Raw genomic sequence first — 15,612 nt, 5'->3', positions numbered from 1 at the left:
GTTTGTCAGGTTGGCAATAATGCGGGCAGAACTTGCACAGTATGGCGGTATTACCGTCATGATTCCGGCCGCACTGATGATTGCCGTGTGGTTGCGCTATTCCAATCCCTGGGCACTGCGCGCCTGGATAATAACAGTGGGTATAACTTATTCGCTGGTGGCCGCCAGTAAGTTGTTATTCAAAGGCTGGGGTTTTTCGTTCCAATACTTGGACATTGCCGTATTAAGCGGGCATGCCATGAATAGCTGTTTGATGATAACGGTGGGGGCCAGTCTGGTGGCCCGTCAGGTCAACCCGCTATGGCGTTGGCCGGCGGCAGTGGCCGGGTTGTTTATCAGTGTAGGGTTCAGTGCTTATTGTGTCGCGCCTTATATCCACCCATTGAATGAAGCATTGGCCGGCGCCACGTTGGGGGCGGTGGCGGCTGTCGCGTTTCTGTGGCGGATTGAAGTGGCCGACATCAAGGTTCCCCCGCGCTTTATCGGCGCTGGCCTGGTGCTGTTGCTGTTATGCGCTCTGGTGCCCAAGTACAACGCCGAGTTGTTGCTCAACCGTGTGGCAATCAGCCTGTCGGGGGCCGAGCAGGCCCATCAGGAGCCGGCCTGGCGCCTGGACACGGCGCACACGAAGGCCGAGTAAGTCGCCAGGTCCAGCGCCAGGTTGCTGTCCACCATCAACTCCAGCAGCACGGTCTGGGCGTTGAAGCGCCGCGCATCACTGCGGCGCTTGGCGCCTTTCATCTGCTTGAGCAGCGCATGGGTAATGTCCAGGGGCGAGCTGCCGTGCAGTTGGTCCAGCCAGTGGCCAATTGCCTGGGTGTTGTGCTGGTACTGCGCGCCGTGGGCCGGTTCGGTGAAGCCTTCGAAGATCCCCGTGAGTTTCCTCAGCGCATAGCTGCGCCGCCAATCACCAAGCAGGCTCATGGGCGCTCCTCGGTGCCGCAGATGTTTGCCAGCAGTTCGGCGGTCTTGACCTGCATGAACTGGCTGTCGCCACGGCTTTCCACGCACAGGCACACCGACAGCGGGTCGCTCACCTGCAACTTGAAGCGCCAATCGGCAAACACCATCGACAGCCCGGCGCAGGACTCGTCGCTGTCCAGGGAATTGTCGGCATACAACACCTGCATGCGCTCCACGACACGGGTCGAGTTATTCACCTCTACATGGATATCCCCCGAAGACGGAAACAGGCCAATACGCTCTACCAATAACTTTGAAGTGTTCATGGCCATCCCCTTGCTGTTGCAGTTAATGGGCACTTTATTATGCGCGGGTGAAAAAGTACTGGAATGTTATTTTTAGTCGGTAATGGCGTGATTGTTATTTTTTGTCCTGCGCGATAGATGGTCGTAGTTGGTCGGCTGTGGTCATAATTAGTCCGTCGTTAGTTGCTCGCTATTTAATAAGGCTGTCCCTTTTGCCGAAGAATAAGTGTGCGGTGCGTGGGAGGTTGCCTTGTTCAAAAACATACTGATCGTGTGCATCGGCAATATTTGCCGCAGCCCCACGGCGCAGCAGGTGCTGAGTGCCGCGCTGGTACCTGCCGGGATCACGGTGAGTTCGGCGGGCCTGGCCGCGTTGCGTGACCATCCACTTGAACCGTTGGCGGGGCAGGTGCTGCGCGAGCATGGGTATGTGCCCCAGGCGCACAAGGCGCGGCAGCTGAGTGTCGAGGCGGTGAGCGAAGCCGACCTGATCCTGGTGATGGAGCAACGCCACATCGACGGCGTGCTCACCCTGGCCCCCGAAGCGCGGGGCAAGGTGTTCCTGCTCGGCAAATGGCAGCACGACCGCGAGATCACCGACCCCTATCGCCAGGGCAAGCCTGCTTTTGTGCAGGCCTATGCATTGATTGAACAGGCCGCCCAGGCCTGGGCCCAGCGCCTGGCGCGCTGATGCTCCCTCTTTAAATGATGGCAAGGAAGAAGACGCGATTTATGTATTCACCCCAGAACACTTCCCCGGACAGCCCCCACCGTGACGAGATCGATGTGCTCGGCATGCTCGGCACCCTGATCGATCACAAATGGTTGATCGCGGGTATCACCGGCACGTGCATGCTGGTCGGCGCGGCCTACGCGATTCTGGCGGCGCCGGTGTTCCAGGCGAACGCGTTGATTCAGGTCGAACCGAAAAAGAACGACATGCTCGGCTTCTCCGATGTCAGCAGCTTGCTGGGCAAGGAGTCGCCGGCGGTGACCGAGATCGAGTTGATCAAGTCGCGCACCATCATCGGCAAGACCGTCGATACCCTGGCGCTGGATATCACCATCACGCCCCAGCATTTCCCATTGATTGGCGGCTTTCTGGCGCGGCGTTATGCACCGTCGCACAAGGGCGACATCGCGCCGCCGCTGTTGGGGTTCAGCCGCTATTCGGCAGGGGGCGAGCGGCTTGAACTCAGCACCTTGAACCTGCCCACTGCACTGCTGGGGACTACCCTGGTGCTGGTGGCCGGTGAGGCCCAGGCCTACAGCTTGTTTGATGAAGATGGCCAGCAGATCGCGGCCGGCCGTGTCGGCGAGCCGTTTGCTGGCGCTGGCGTCGAAGTGCTGGTGAAGGACTTGCGGGCCAACCCCGGCGCGCATTTCAAGATCGTGCGCAAGGCGCGCCTGGACGCGGTGGCCGACTACCAGGACCTGCTCACCGTGATCGAGCGCGGCAAGGAGTCGGGGATCATCAGCCTGACCCTGGAAAGCACGCGCCCAGCCCTGGCGATCCGCACCCTCAATGAAATCTCCAACCTGTACGTGAAGCAGAACGTTGACCGCACCTCGGCCGAAGCGGCGCAAAGCCTGTCGTTTCTCAACGACCAATTGCCCCAGGTGCGTCGCGACCTGGAAAAGGCCGAGAACGCCCTGAATCGCTTTCAAACCCGTAGCAAATCCATCGACATCAGCCTGGAAGCCAAGGCCGTGCTCGACCAGGTAGTGGCCCTGGACACCGGCATCTCCGAGCTCAAGCTGCAACAGGCCGAGATGGACCGCAAGTTCACCCCCCAGCATCCGGCGTACCGCGCCTTGATCGCCAAGCTTGCCGAACTCAATGCCAAGCAGGCGCAGATGACCAAACGCGTCGAAGGCCTGCCCACCACCCAACAGGAATTGCTCAGCCTGACCCGCGACGTGCAAGTGGGCACCGAGATCTACACCCAGTTGCTCAACCGTTCCCAGGAGCTGGACGTGATGCGCGCCGGCACCGTGGGCAACGTGCGCCTGATCGACAGCGCCGACGCCAACCTGGCCAAGCCGGTGGCGCCGCGCAAACTCATTGTGGTGCTGTTGGCGATGGTGCTTGGCGGCATGTTGTCGGTGGGCCTGGTGCTGGTGCGCAACCTGCTCAACCGTGGCCTGGAAAGCCCGGATGACATCGAAAAACTCGGCTTGCCGGTGTATGCCTCGATTCCGTTCAGCCCCTTGCAAAAAGCCGAGGAGGCCAACGCTTCCAAGCAGCCGTCCGGTACGCCACCGTTGCTGGCGCTGAACCATCCCCACGACCTGGTTATGGAAGCCATGCGCAGCCTGCGCACCAGCCTGCATTTCGCCATGCTCGAAGCCAAGAACAACCGGCTGATGATCACCGGGCCCAGTCCCGAGGTGGGCAAGACCTTTGTCTCCGCCAACCTGGCGGCCATCGTGGCGCAATCGGGCCAGCGGGTGCTGTTGGTCGATGCCGACATGCGCAAGGGCTACCTGCACAAGATGCTCGGCAAGACCGTGGAGACAGGGCTATCCGACCTGCTGGTACAGCGCTGCGATCTGGACGAGGCGATCCACTCCACCGGCGTTGAACGCTTCGATTTTATCGGCCGAGGCCAGATTCCGCCGAACCCCTCGGAACTGTTGATGCACCCCAATTTCGCCACACTGCTGACCCAGGTCAGCGAGCGCTACGACTTGGTGATTATCGACACGCCGCCGTTGCTGGCGGTGACCGATGCGGCGATTGTCGGGCGCCAGGCCGGCACCAGCCTGATGGTGACGCGCTTCGGGGTGAACTCGGCGAAGGAAATCGAACTGACCCTGCGCCGCTTCCATCAGAACGGCATCGACATCAAGGGGGCGATCTTCAACGGTGTGGAAAAACGCCGCTCCGCCAGTTACGGCTATGGCGACTACGGTTACTACAGCTACGCCTACCAGTCCGACAAGGCCTGACGCGCCATGGACAAGGTGCTAGAAGTCCCTCGTTCGTTGTCGCGGCGTTTTCGCCTCAACGTCCTCAGCTATGGCTATACCCAACTGGTGACGCTGGCGGCACAACTGGTGCTGGTGCCGTTTTTCCTGCATGCCTGGGGCACCGGGCGCTATGCCGATTGGCTGGTGCTCACCGGGATTCCGTCCCTGCTCAGCCTGCTGGACCTGGGGGTCGCCCAAGCCTCGGCCACCAGCGCCACCTTGCGTGCCAGCCAGGGTGATGTGCCCGGCGCCCGGCGCAGTGTGCAGACCGCCTTGGCCTTTACCTTGGCGGTGGTTGCAGGGGTGTTGCTGTTTGCCTTGACCCTCGGCCAGTGGCTCGACTGGGTCGACCTGCTCAAGCTCAAGACCCTCGCGCCGGAGCAGGCCAGCCTGGTGGTGCTGTTCATGTCCGGCTACCTGTGCACGCGGTTGCTGGGCGGGCCGATTGATGCCTGGTTTCGCACCATCGACCGCACCGTGGGCGGGGTCTTTATCATGGCCAACCGGCGGACCCTGGACATTGTGCTGTCCATCGTCGTGCTGCTGCTCGGTGGCTCGGAACTGCAATTGGCCCAAGGCATGTTTTTCAGCCAAGTGCTGTTCGTGGTGCTGGTGACCCTGTTTGTGCGGCGTATATCGCCGTGGCCATTGCTGGGCCTGGCCTCGGCTTCCTGGACTGAGTTCCGCGGGATCTGGAAACCGGCCGTAGGCAGCGCGGCCATCCCCTTGGCCCAGGCCATCACCCTGCAGGGCGGCTTGCAGGTGCTGAACCAGATCGCCGGCCCGGCGGTGGTGGTGGGTTACACCATGGCCCGCACCCTGATGCGCCTGATCATCCAGTTGGGCATCACCTGCAGCAATGCCCTTACGCCGGAGATTTCACGGCTGGCCGGGCGCGGGCAGTTCGACGAAGCCCGGCGCTTCACCCAGCGCGCCAGTTCCCTGGTGCTGGGCCTGTGCGTGCTGGTGTACGCCGCCGGTATCTGGGCCGGGCCGCAGGTGATCCGGCTGTGGAGTCATGGCCTGGTGCAGGTCGACCGCGTGTCCCTGGCGCTGATCGGCTCCCATACGATCCTCAACGTGGCGTGGTTCATCCTCGCGGCGATGCTGATTTCCACCAACCGTCACACCCGCACCTCGTTGATCTACGCCCTGAGCAGCGCGGCGGCCTTGGTGCTGTGGCTGGCCTGCAAGGAGCGGATCGATCCGTTGTTGGGCGCCTCGCTGCTGTTGTCGCTGCCGGAGTTGGTGGTACTGGTTTACCTGCGGGTGATCCGGGGCGCGGAGGTGGGGCCATGATGCTGTCCCAGGCGCGCTTGACGCTGTACCTGCCCCTGACGTTTTTCGCCTTGCCCCTGGCGCTGAGCAACAACCTGTCGCAGCCCTTGGCGCTGCTGCTGTTGGCGCCGTTTGTGCTGTATGCGCTGCGCGGGTTCAGCCGCGCGGCGGCGTTGCTGGCATGGGTGATCGGCGCCAGCGTGTTGCAGGTGCTGTTGACCAGCGGCGCGAAGATTTCGCTGTATCAGTTCCTGCGTTCGGGCATTCCGTTTTTCTATTTTGTGCTGCTGCTGGCGGGGTATCACCACGTCATGGCCAAGGTAGAAGTGATCGCCCGGGCCCATAGCCCGAACTACCGGCGGATCATCGAGCGGATCATCTACCTGTTCGCCCTTGGCCAATTGCTGCAGGTCAGCCTGTACGGGGTGGGCATCGACTTGACCAACGCCGCGTCCAAGTCCAGTGACGAGGTGGGGCGCATCATGCTGTTCCCCACCAGTTCGGCGGTGCTGTTGTTTTTCTATGCCTGCTGCCAACGCAAGATCGGCCTGATGCTGATCCTGGCGGTCACGCTGCTGGCGGCCGGCTCCAAGACCATTCTGGCGGCCATGGCCGTGATGATCCTGTTGTCGGCCATCACCCAGCGCAAGCTCAAGTCCCTGGGCGTGCTGGTGGTGGCCATCGCGGCCCTGGGCACGTTGGCGTTCTATGCCAGCCCCTTGGCGGTGTCACGCTTTGCCACGTACCTGTTCGAGGAGAAAGGCGAGGACGTGACCCGTGCGTTCGAAATCGCCCATGCCAAGGAAACCTTTCTGGAAAGCCCGGCCACGGTGTTCTTGGGCAATGGCCTGGCCAAGCAATTGACCCCCGGCGTGCCGACCAACGATGAGCGTTGGTTCGAGAACTCCAAGTTTGATATCGAGAACGGCTATTGGGGCGTTACCGCCAAGCTTGGGGTGGTGGGCGTGGCGCTGTTTGGCCTGCTGTTCAGCACCTTGCCGCGCACCCCGGTGTCGCTGGCGGTGGTGGCGATCCTGCTGATCTTTTCGTTCAAGACCAGCTACCAGTTCTTTACCACCTTCGACGGCAGTTATTTGCTGGTGTGGTCGATGATCATCGGCCTGCTCAACAACGCCGCGCCTGCGCGCCAGGCCGTTTACCCCAACTCCTTGTTAAAACAGGCTGGACCATGAGCGCATCTGCACGCCCCGTCAGGGCCGGGATACTGACCTACCATTTCAGCGAGAACTTCGGCGCCGTGCTGCAAGCCTACGCCCTGCAACGCTGGTTGCAGCAGCAAGGCTTGCAGGTGAGCCTGATCAACTACCATCCGGCCTATGTGGAGGACGGCAGTGAGCTGCGCCAACTGTTCAACCCGCGCCAGCTCAAGGCCAATCTCAAGGCGCTGTACCTCAAGGCGCTGGCGTTGAAAAGCCGGGTGTTGGGGCCCAATGCGCAGTCGCGCCAGTTCCACGCGTTCAAGGCGCGCTTCCTGAATATCCAGGAACCGCGCTATGCCCACGCCCACCAGCTCAAACAGGCGGTGGCCGGCCAGCAGTTGCTGGTGGCGGGCAGTGACCAGATCTGGAACCCCTCGGGCCAGACCGGCCTGGACCCGGCGTACTTCCTGGCGTTCGACTGCGACAAGGCGACCCGGCGCATCTCCTACGCTGCCAGTTTCGGCAAGGAATACCTGGAGCCCCACTACCACGCCGAAGCTGAGGGTCTGCTCAAGCAACTGTCGGCCATCAGCGTGCGTGAGGAGAGCGGGGTGGGCATCGTGCACCAGGTCTCGGGGCTCACCGCCCAGTGCGTGCCCGACCCGACGCTGTTACACCGTGATTATTCGGCGCTGCTGGCCACCGCCACCCAGACCCGCACCGGCCACGTGTTCTGCTACGCGCTGCGTACCGGCGTGGGGGTGCGTGAAGTGGCCCAGGCGTTGTCCCGGCATGTGGCCGGGCCGATTGTCTCGCCGTATAACGCGCACCGGCGCTGGCGGCAGATCGGTGAGACCGTGCAGGTCGGCCCCCAGGACTGGCTCAAGCTGCTCAAGGAGTCAGCCTACGTAGTCACCAATTCATTTCACGCCACGGTGTTCGCGATCATTTTCGAGAAGCCCTTTATCGCCGTCGGCCTGCCCGGCAATAAAGCCTCGCTGAACGCCCGCGTGCGCAACTTGCTGGAAAAATTCGAACTGTCCCAGCGCTTCCTGCCGGCCGACGATGCAGGCCAGGTGCAGCGCCTGATCGCCGCGCCTATCGACTGGGTAGCCGTGCGCGCCCGGCGCCAGGCCTTGCAACAGGTGGGTGAACGCTACCTGTTGGAACAACTGGCGGCGTTGCAGCCATGAGCGATTTTGCCCAACTCAAATACGTCGACACCTTGCCCCGCAGCAACAAGGCGCGGCGCCTGTTGTGGGGAGTCGTCTACCAATTGCTGTTCCGGCCCACGCCGCGCTGGGCCCTGCACCGTTGGCGCAGCGTGTTGTTGCGCTGCTTTGGCGCCAAGGTCGGCGTGGGCTGTCGCATTGCGCCCACGTGCAGTATCTGGGCGCCGTGGAACCTGGAAATCGGCGACTACACCGCCATCGCCGATGGCGTCGATGTGTACGCCATGGCCCGCATCACCCTGGGCTCCAAGGTCGCCATCAGCCAACGCAGCTTCCTGTGCACCGGCACCCACGACACCCGCAGCCTGCTGCGGCCGCTGGTCACGCGGGAGATCGTGATCAAGGACCACGTGTGGGTCGCTGCCGAATCCTTTATCCACCCCGGCTGCGTGCTGGAGGAGGGCTGCGTGGTGGGTGCGCGCTCGGTGGTCACCGCCAGTTTGCCGGCCTGGATGATTTGCGTCGGTGCGCCGTGCCGCCCTTTGAAACCGAGAGACATCGCACTATGAAACAGGTGAAACGCATGATGGATAAGGCATGGAAGTTGATGTTGTTCGTCAGCGAGTTTTTTCGCGACATGCTCAGGTTTATTCGCCACAACGGTTACTCGCCGCTGGAAGGGCGCAACAAGAAGCTGTTCTACAAGATCCTGATCGAAACCCACACCGTGGAGAAAGGCCTGTCCCTCAAGGAGCCCAAGCCGTTGTTCGGCAAGGACAAGATCAACGCCATTATCCAGATGCTCAACGAGTATGACCGCAGCTATTCGGCGTTGCCCGTGGAGATGGCCCTCGGTGCGTTCCAGGGTTACCTCGACCTGCATCGCACCCTCGGCATCAGCGATGACTTCGTGTTCTACCTGGACGCCTACGTGGAGCACCTCAAGCGCGACGGCACCGCAAGCACCGGCGGCGTCAAGCGCGCCGCAACCTGGCTGGGCGAAGGCGGGCTGGACGCCAAGGCGTTCCTGCAATCGCGCTCCAGTTGCCGCATGTTCCAGGCCGGCAAGATCGACAGCCAGCTGTTGACGCAACTGGTGGAACTGGCGCAGTCGTCGCCGTCCCAATGCAACCGCCAGTCATCGCGGGTGCATGTGTACCAGGACCGCGCATTGATCGCGCAATTGCTTGAGCTGCAGGGCGGCTCGCGAGGCTTTGCCCAGTCGGTGGACAACCTGTTTGTGGTCACCTCCGAAGTCACCGCCTGGGGGGGCGCCGGCCAGCGCAACCAGCTTTACGTGGACGGCGCGCTGTTTTCCATGGGCCTGTTGCTGGCCTGCCATGCCAATGGCTTGGGGGCTTGCCCGTTGAACCTGGCGATCCTCAACTCGGTGGAAAAGAACATCCGCATCCTTGGCGCCATCCCGGCCAGCGAGCGGTTGATCATGATGATCGCCGTGGGCCGCCCCCTGGAAAGCCACTTCCGTGCCGCGCGTTCACCGCGCAGGCTGACCACTGAAGTCCTGCAACTGCACGGTGGCTGATATGAAGCGTGAAACCGTGAGCGTGATCATCCTCACCTACAACGAAAGCCTGCACATTGCCCGGGCCATCGAGTCGGCCCGCGCCTTCAGCGACGAAGTGCTGGTGGTGGACTCGTACTCCAGCGATGACACCTGCGACATCGCCCGGCGCCATGGTGCGCTGGTGGTGCAGCACCCGTTCGTCAACCAGGCCAAGCAGTTCCAGTGGGCCCTGGACCACTTGCCGATCACCGGCAACTGGACCCTGCGCCTGGACGCCGACGAAATCATCGAGGCCGACCTGGCCGCCCAGATCAATACCCGGCTGCCAGGGCTGGAGCGCGATATCACCGGCATCAACTTCAAGCGCAAGCACATCTTCATGGGCCGCTGGGTACGCCACGGCGGGCGCTACCCGCTGAAGATGCTGCGGTTGTGGCGCACCGGCCAGGGCCGCGTGGAAGACCGCTGGATGGACGAGCACATCTCGGTCGCCGAGGGCCGCACCATCACCCTTGAGGGCGGGTTCGCCGACCATAACCTGCACGACCTGACCTTCTTCACCCACAAGCACAACCAGTACGCCACCCGTGAAGCCATCGAAGTGCTCAATGCGCGCATGGGGCTGTTTGCGATCCGCGATGAACTGCACACCGGGCAGAGTTCCTTCCAGGCCAAGACCAAGCGTCTGGTGAAGAACCGCCTGTACAACCGTGTGCCGTTCACCCTGAGTTCCACGGCGTACTTTTTGTGGCGCTACATCATCCAGCTGGGGTTTCTCGATGGCCGCAGCGGCCTGGTCTATCACCTGCTCCAGGGCTATTGGTACCGCTTTCTGGTGGGCGCCAAAGTGCTGGAACTTGAAACCGCGATTGCTCATTTAAACGACAAGGAAGCCATTGTCCGGGAACTTTCAAAGTTGACCGGCCATAACTTGAACCTGCCCACACCGAAGTAACTGAGCGTTTTTAACAAACACCCAAGTTTGGGTGTCGGCCTTCGCTCGCCTATCAATTGGGAGACAGACATGAACAAAGTCGCGCTTATCACCGGGATTACCGGTCAGGATGGCTCGTACCTGGCGGAACTGCTGCTGGAAAAAGGCTACACCGTGCACGGCCTCAAGCGCCGTTCTTCGTCGTTCAATACCCAGCGCATCGATCACATCTACCAGGACCCCCAGGCCCTGCATAAAAACCTGATCCTGCACTACGGCGACCTGGCGGATTCGTCCAACCTGACGCGCATCATCCAGCAGATCCAGCCTGACGAAATCTACAACCTCGGTGCCCAATCCCATGTGGCGGTGAGTTTTGATTCGCCGGAGTACACCGCGGACGTGGACGCCCTGGGCACGTTGCGCATCCTTGAAGCGATCCGCCTGCTGGGCCTGGAAAAGAAGACCCGCTTCTACCAGGCCTCCACTTCCGAGTTGTACGGGCTGGTGCAGGAAACCCCGCAAAAAGAAACCACGCCGTTCTATCCGCGCTCGCCCTATGCGGTGGCCAAGTTGTACGCCTACTGGATCACCGTGAACTTTCGCGAAGCCTACGGCCTGTATGCGTGCAACGGCATCCTGTTCAACCACGAGTCGCCGCGTCGTGGCGAAACCTTCGTGACCCGCAAGATCACCCGCGCCCTGACCAACATCGCCCTGGGCCTGGAGCCGTGCCTGTACATGGGCAATATGGACGCGCTGCGTGACTGGGGCCACGCCAAGGACTACGTGCGCATGCAGTGGATGATGCTGCAGCAGGACGCGCCGCAAGACTTCGTGATCGCCACCGGTGTGCAGTATTCGGTGCGCGAGTTTATTCGCTGGTCGGCCGCCGAATTGGGCCTGCGCTTGCGCTTCGTGGGCGAGGGGGTGGAAGAGGTGGCGGTGGTGGAGCATATCGACGGCGACCTGGCCCCCGGCATCCTGGTGGGTGATGTGATTGTGCGTGTCGACCCGCGCTATTTCCGCCCGGCGGAAGTCGAGACATTGCTCGGTGACCCGGCCAAGGCCAAGCAGTTATTGGGCTGGACGCCTGAGATCAGCGCCCAGCAAATGTGCGCGGAGATGGTCCGTGCAGACCTCAAGATCGCCCAGCGCCACGCCTTGCTGCGCCTGCATGGGCATGACGCGCCGATTGCGGTGGAGAACTGAGATGGCTCGAGACCTGGATGCGCGGATCTTTGTCGCCGGCCATCGTGGCATGGTCGGCTCGGCCATCGTGCGGCGCCTGTGGGCGCTGGGATACACGCAGATCCTCACGGCCAGCCGCGCCGAGCTGGACCTGCTGGACGCAGCAGCGGTGCAGGCGTATTTCGCCAAACACCGGGTGGGCCAGGTGTACCTGGCGGCGGCCAAGGTCGGCGGGATTCACGCGAACGCTACGTACCCGGCGGATTTCATCTACCAGAACCTGATGATCCAGGCCAACGTGATCCACGCGGCCCACAGCCATGGCGTGGAGAAGCTGCTGTTCCTCGGCTCGTCGTGCATCTACCCGGTGCATGCGCCGCAACCGATGATCGAAGCGGTGTTGCTGGACGGCGCGTTGGAGCCCACCAACGAGCCGTACGCGGTGGCCAAGATTGCCGGGATCAAACTGTGCGAAAGCTACAACCGCCAGCACGGCCGGGATTACCGCAGCGTGATGCCCACCAACCTGTACGGTCCGGGGGACAACTATCACCCGGAAAACAGCCACGTGATCGCGGCCTTGTTGCGCCGGTTCCATGAAGCGACCCAGCGCGGCGATGACGAAGTGGTGATTTGGGGCAGCGGCCGTCCGCGCCGTGAATTCTTGCATGTGGATGATATGGCCGCTGCCAGCGTGCACGTGATGGAGCTTGACCCGGCGCGCTACCGCGAGCAGACCCAGCCGATGCGCTCGCACCTCAACGTCGGCACCGGCGTGGATTGCACCATCGCCGAGCTGGCACAGGCGCTGGTGCGGGTGACCGGGTTCCAGGGGCGCCTGCGTTTCGACGCCAGCAAGCCCGATGGGGCGCCGCGCAAGTTGCTGGATGTGAGCCGCATCAATGCCCTTGGCTGGGAAGCCTATGTGCCGTTGGAAGAGGGCCTGCGCGATGCCTACAACGCTTACCTCGCAGCCCTCGAACAGCCTCGGGGCCAGTGATGAAGATCCTCTTGTATGGCATCAATTACAGCCCGGAGCTGACCGGCATCGGCAAGTACAGCGGTGAACAGGCACGCTGGCTGGCCGAACAAGGGCATGCGGTGCGGGTGGTGACAGCGCCGCCGTACTACCCGCAATGGCAGGTGGGCGAGGGGTATTCGCCGTGGCGCTATCGCACCGAACAGGACGACGGTGTGACGGTGATTCGCTGCCCGTTGTATGTGCCGCGCCAGCCCACGGCATTGACACGCCTGCTGCACCTGCTGAGTTTTTCCGCCAGCTCCGGTGTGGCGGTGCTGGGGCAACTGCGCTGGAAACCGGACCTGGTGATTCTGGTGGTTCCCACGCTGTTTTGCGCGCCCCAGGCGTGGTTGCTGGCCAAGCTCAGTGGCGCCAAATCGGTGCTGCATATCCAGGACTATGAAGTGGATGCCATGTTCGGCCTCGGGATCGGCGGCGGCTCGTTGCTGCGGCGCCTGGCGTTCGGCATCGAGCGTTGGTTGTTGCGGCGCTTTGACCGGGTCTCGACGATTTCCAGTGGCATGCTCGACAAGGCCCGGAGCAAGGGCGTGCTGGGTCGGCGCTTGCTGTTCTTTCCGAACTGGTCGGAGACCGCGCGCTTTCGCCAAGTGGCCCACAACCACCTGTTGCTGGCGCACCTGGGCGTGCCGGCGGGAGCGCGGGTGTTGCTGTACGCCGGCAACATCGGCGAGAAGCAGGGCCTGGAGCTGATCCTCGATGCTGCGCAGGCCCATGTCCACCGCGAGGACCTGGTGTTTCTGATCGTCGGGCAGGGCACCGGCAAGGCGCGCCTGCTGGACCGCGTGCAGCGTAATGGCCTGCGCAATGTGTTGTTCGCACCTTTGCAGGCCTATGAGGATTTGCCGGCGCTGTTGGCCTCGGCCGACGCGCACCTGGTGATCCAGAAGCGCGGGGTGGCAGACGCGGTGTTGCCGTCCAAGCTCACCAACATTCTCGCGGTGGGCGGCAACGCCATTATCACCGCCGACCCGCAGACCACCCTCGGCCGCCTGTGCGAAGAGCACCCGGGCATTGCGGTGTTGGTCGAGCCGGAGTCGGTGGCGGCGCTGAACGCCGGGATCGAGCAGGTATTGGCGATGCCGGCGCGTAATGGGGTGGCGTTGAATTACGCCAAGGAGTTCCTCGACAAGGAACGCATTCTGCAACGTTTTCTGGCACAGGTTTGACCGGTATGTGGCTTGATTTACCGACCTTCAAAACGGTCGTAACGTCGACGCCGTTGGTGGCGATTGACCTGGTGGTGCGCAACGTCCGAGGCGAGGCCTTGCTGGGCCTGCGGGTCAACCGTCCAGCCTATGGCTATTGGTTTGTGCCCGGTGGGCGGATTCAAAAAAACGAAAGCCTGGACCGCGCGTTCCAGCGCATCACCCGTGAGGAACTGGGGCGCAGCTTCGAACGCACTACGGCGCGACTGCTGGGGGTGTTTGAGCATTTCTACGATGACAGCGTATTCGCCAACGCAGGTGGCGGGCCGGACACCCATTACGTGGTGCTCAGCTACTGCCTGGAACTGCCCGCGGACCAGGCCCTGCAGCTGCCCACCGAGCAGCACCAGCAATACCGTTGGTGGCCGCAGGATGAACTGCGTTTCAGCCCACGGGTGCATGAAAACACCCGTGCCTATTTCTGAATCTCTCTTCCAAGGATGCCCTCATGTTATTACCCGTGATCATGGCGGGAGGTTCGGGGTCGCGCCTGTGGCCACTCTCGCGACAGCTGAACCCCAAGCAGTTCCTGCGCCTGACCGATGCGCACCTGTCGATGCTGCAGCAGACCATCGCCCGGCTGACGGGCGCCAATGTCGCGCAGCCCCAGTTGATCTGCAATGAGCAACACCGCTTCCTGGTGGCCGAGCAATTGCGCCAACTGGGCCTGGAGCAGGCGAGCATCCTGTTGGAACCCGTGGGGCGCAACACCGCGCCAGCCATCGCGCTGGCGGCGTGCAAGGCGCTCAGCGATGGCGCTGATCCGATCCTGCTGGTGCTCGCGGCAGACCACCTGATCGCGGATGTCCCGGCGTTCCATGCCAGCCTGGAAGTGGCGTTGCCCCTGGCGCGAGCCGGCAAGCTGGTGACCTTTGGCATCACGCCTACCTGCGCCCACACCGGCTATGGCTACATCGAGCAAGGCGCGGCGGCGGGCGAGGGCGGTTACCGGGTCAAGCGCTTTGTCGAAAAGCCCGACGCGGCCACCGCTGCCGCCTACGTGGCCAGCGGCGCGTATTACTGGAACAGCGGCATGTTCATGTTCCGCGCCAGCCGCTACCTGCAAGAGCTGGAGCGCTTCCAGCCGGCGATCCTTGAAGCCTGTCGCGTGGCACTGGAAGGCGGTAGCCAGGACCTGCCGTTCACCCGTGTGCATGCAGCCACGTTTGCTGCTTGCCCGGACGACTCCATCGATTACGCCGTGATGGAAAAAACCAGCGATGCGGTGATGGTGCCGTTGCAGGCGGGCTGGAGCGACATCGGTTCGTGGTCGGCGCTGTGGGAGGCCAGTGAAAAGGACGCCAGCGGCAATGTGATCCGTGGCGATGGGCTGGCGCTGCAAACCCGCGACACCTACGTGCACGCCGACAGCCGACTGGTGGCCACGGTGGGGGTGCAGGACCTGATCATTGTCGAGACCAAGGACGCGGTGCTGGTGGCTCACAAGGACCAGGTGCAGCACGTCAAGGGCATCGTCGAGCAGCTCAAGCAGGCCGGGCGACACGAACATCTCAACCACCGCGAGGTGTACCGGCCATGGGGCATGTATGACTCGGTGGACAACGGCCAGCGTTACCAGGTCAAGCGCATCACCGTAAAACCTGGGGCCAAGCTGTCGGTGCAGATGCATCACCACCGCGCCGAGCACTGGATCGTGGTAAGCGGCACGGCACGGGTCACCAACGGCGAACAGACGTACCTGGTCTCGGAAAACGAATCGACCTATATCCCCATCGGCCAGGTGCACGCCCTGGAAAATCCGGGGGTGATTCCCCTGGAGTTGATCGAAGTGCAGTCGGGCTCTTATTTGGGGGAAGACGATATTGTGCGTTTTGAAGATAAGTACGGTCGGGCCTGATCAACGTCGACAATTAATAACGTTTTAAATAACGTGATTTGGCGCAATGCAGTGAAGGCCGGGCAC

The 15,612-nt window shown here is 62.4% G+C and carries 16 protein-coding genes; 14 read left to right on the top strand and 2 right to left on the bottom strand.

Annotated features, from left to right (window positions below):
• Positions 1-19: 19 nt before the first annotated feature.
• Positions 20-640 carry a hypothetical protein gene (locus ACLD1Y_RS27430; RefSeq protein WP_429480833.1) on the top strand — a complete coding sequence of 207 codons (621 nt, stop codon included), beginning with the start codon at positions 20-22 and terminating at the stop codon, positions 638-640.
• On the opposite strand, the gene ACLD1Y_RS27425 is transcribed toward ACLD1Y_RS27430, so the two are convergent.
• Together ACLD1Y_RS27425 and ACLD1Y_RS27420 are read right to left on the bottom strand one after the other, a co-directional pair.
• Positions 592-924, bottom strand: a complete 333-nt coding sequence (locus ACLD1Y_RS27425) for a hypothetical protein (protein ID WP_429480832.1) — start codon at positions 922-924, stop codon at positions 592-594. The genes ACLD1Y_RS27430 and ACLD1Y_RS27425 overlap by 49 nt on opposite strands.
• Positions 921-1,229, bottom strand: coding sequence for a phosphomannomutase (locus ACLD1Y_RS27420; protein ID WP_429480831.1), 309 nt, complete (start codon positions 1,227-1,229; stop codon positions 921-923). The genes ACLD1Y_RS27425 and ACLD1Y_RS27420 overlap by 4 nt, the downstream gene beginning before the upstream one ends.
• 229 nt (positions 1,230-1,458) lie before the next feature.
• Between ACLD1Y_RS27420 and ACLD1Y_RS27415 the strand changes: the two genes are divergently transcribed.
• The 13 genes from ACLD1Y_RS27415 (at position 1,459) to ACLD1Y_RS27355 (ending at position 15,546) form a co-directional block, all read left to right on the top strand.
• Positions 1,459-1,899 (top strand): low molecular weight protein-tyrosine-phosphatase, encoded by a 441-nt coding sequence (locus tag ACLD1Y_RS27415; protein ID WP_429480830.1) that lies wholly within the window; start codon positions 1,459-1,461, stop codon positions 1,897-1,899.
• 41 nt (positions 1,900-1,940) lie between these two features.
• A complete protein-coding gene (locus tag ACLD1Y_RS27410) occupies positions 1,941-4,160 on the top strand; it encodes a polysaccharide biosynthesis tyrosine autokinase (RefSeq protein WP_429480829.1) in 2,220 nt (739 codons plus the stop codon).
• A gap of 6 nt (positions 4,161-4,166) precedes the next feature.
• Complete coding sequence (locus tag ACLD1Y_RS27405) at positions 4,167-5,480, top strand: lipopolysaccharide biosynthesis protein (protein WP_429480828.1); 1,314 nt, start codon at positions 4,167-4,169, stop codon at positions 5,478-5,480.
• Entirely contained in the window at positions 5,477-6,652 is a 1,176-nt protein-coding gene (locus ACLD1Y_RS27400; RefSeq protein WP_429480827.1) for an O-antigen ligase family protein, read from the top strand. Before ACLD1Y_RS27405 ends, ACLD1Y_RS27400 begins: the two co-directional genes overlap by 4 nt.
• On the top strand, positions 6,649-7,812 hold the full coding sequence (locus tag ACLD1Y_RS27395; protein WP_429480826.1) for a polysaccharide pyruvyl transferase family protein: 1,164 nt from the start codon (positions 6,649-6,651) through the stop codon (positions 7,810-7,812). Before ACLD1Y_RS27400 ends, ACLD1Y_RS27395 begins: the two co-directional genes overlap by 4 nt.
• Entirely contained in the window at positions 7,809-8,360 is a 552-nt protein-coding gene (locus ACLD1Y_RS27390; RefSeq protein WP_429480825.1) for a putative colanic acid biosynthesis acetyltransferase, read from the top strand. Before ACLD1Y_RS27395 ends, ACLD1Y_RS27390 begins: the two co-directional genes overlap by 4 nt.
• A gap of 14 nt (positions 8,361-8,374) precedes the next feature.
• Positions 8,375-9,334 carry a nitroreductase family protein gene (locus ACLD1Y_RS27385; protein WP_429480824.1) on the top strand — a complete coding sequence of 320 codons (960 nt, stop codon included), beginning with the start codon at positions 8,375-8,377 and terminating at the stop codon, positions 9,332-9,334.
• 1 nt (position 9,335) lies between these two features.
• Positions 9,336-10,271 (top strand): glycosyltransferase family 2 protein, encoded by a 936-nt coding sequence (locus tag ACLD1Y_RS27380; protein WP_429480823.1) that lies wholly within the window; start codon positions 9,336-9,338, stop codon positions 10,269-10,271.
• A gap of 69 nt (positions 10,272-10,340) precedes the next feature.
• Complete coding sequence (gmd, locus tag ACLD1Y_RS27375) at positions 10,341-11,462, top strand: GDP-mannose 4,6-dehydratase (protein ID WP_429480822.1); 1,122 nt, start codon at positions 10,341-10,343, stop codon at positions 11,460-11,462.
• A 1-nt stretch (position 11,463) separates the two neighbouring features.
• Positions 11,464-12,441: a GDP-L-fucose synthase gene (gene fcl / locus ACLD1Y_RS27370; RefSeq protein ID WP_429480821.1), complete on the top strand. Its 978-nt coding sequence runs from the start codon at positions 11,464-11,466 to the stop codon at positions 12,439-12,441.
• On the top strand, positions 12,441-13,649 hold the full coding sequence (locus tag ACLD1Y_RS27365; protein ID WP_429480820.1) for a glycosyltransferase WbuB: 1,209 nt from the start codon (positions 12,441-12,443) through the stop codon (positions 13,647-13,649). The genes fcl and ACLD1Y_RS27365 overlap by 1 nt, the downstream gene beginning before the upstream one ends.
• 5 nt (positions 13,650-13,654) lie before the next feature.
• Positions 13,655-14,113 carry a GDP-mannose mannosyl hydrolase gene (locus ACLD1Y_RS27360; RefSeq protein WP_429480819.1) on the top strand — a complete coding sequence of 153 codons (459 nt, stop codon included), beginning with the start codon at positions 13,655-13,657 and terminating at the stop codon, positions 14,111-14,113.
• A 23-nt stretch (positions 14,114-14,136) separates the two neighbouring features.
• Positions 14,137-15,546, top strand: a complete 1,410-nt coding sequence (locus ACLD1Y_RS27355; protein ID WP_429480818.1) for a mannose-1-phosphate guanylyltransferase/mannose-6-phosphate isomerase — start codon at positions 14,137-14,139, stop codon at positions 15,544-15,546.
• Positions 15,547-15,612 lie beyond the last annotated feature (66 nt).

It is taken from the genome of Pseudomonas sp. 18175 (genome assembly GCF_050432925.1).
GTDB lineage: Bacteria > Pseudomonadota > Gammaproteobacteria > Pseudomonadales > Pseudomonadaceae > Aquipseudomonas.
This window is presented reverse-complemented; position numbering and strand designations above follow the sequence as displayed.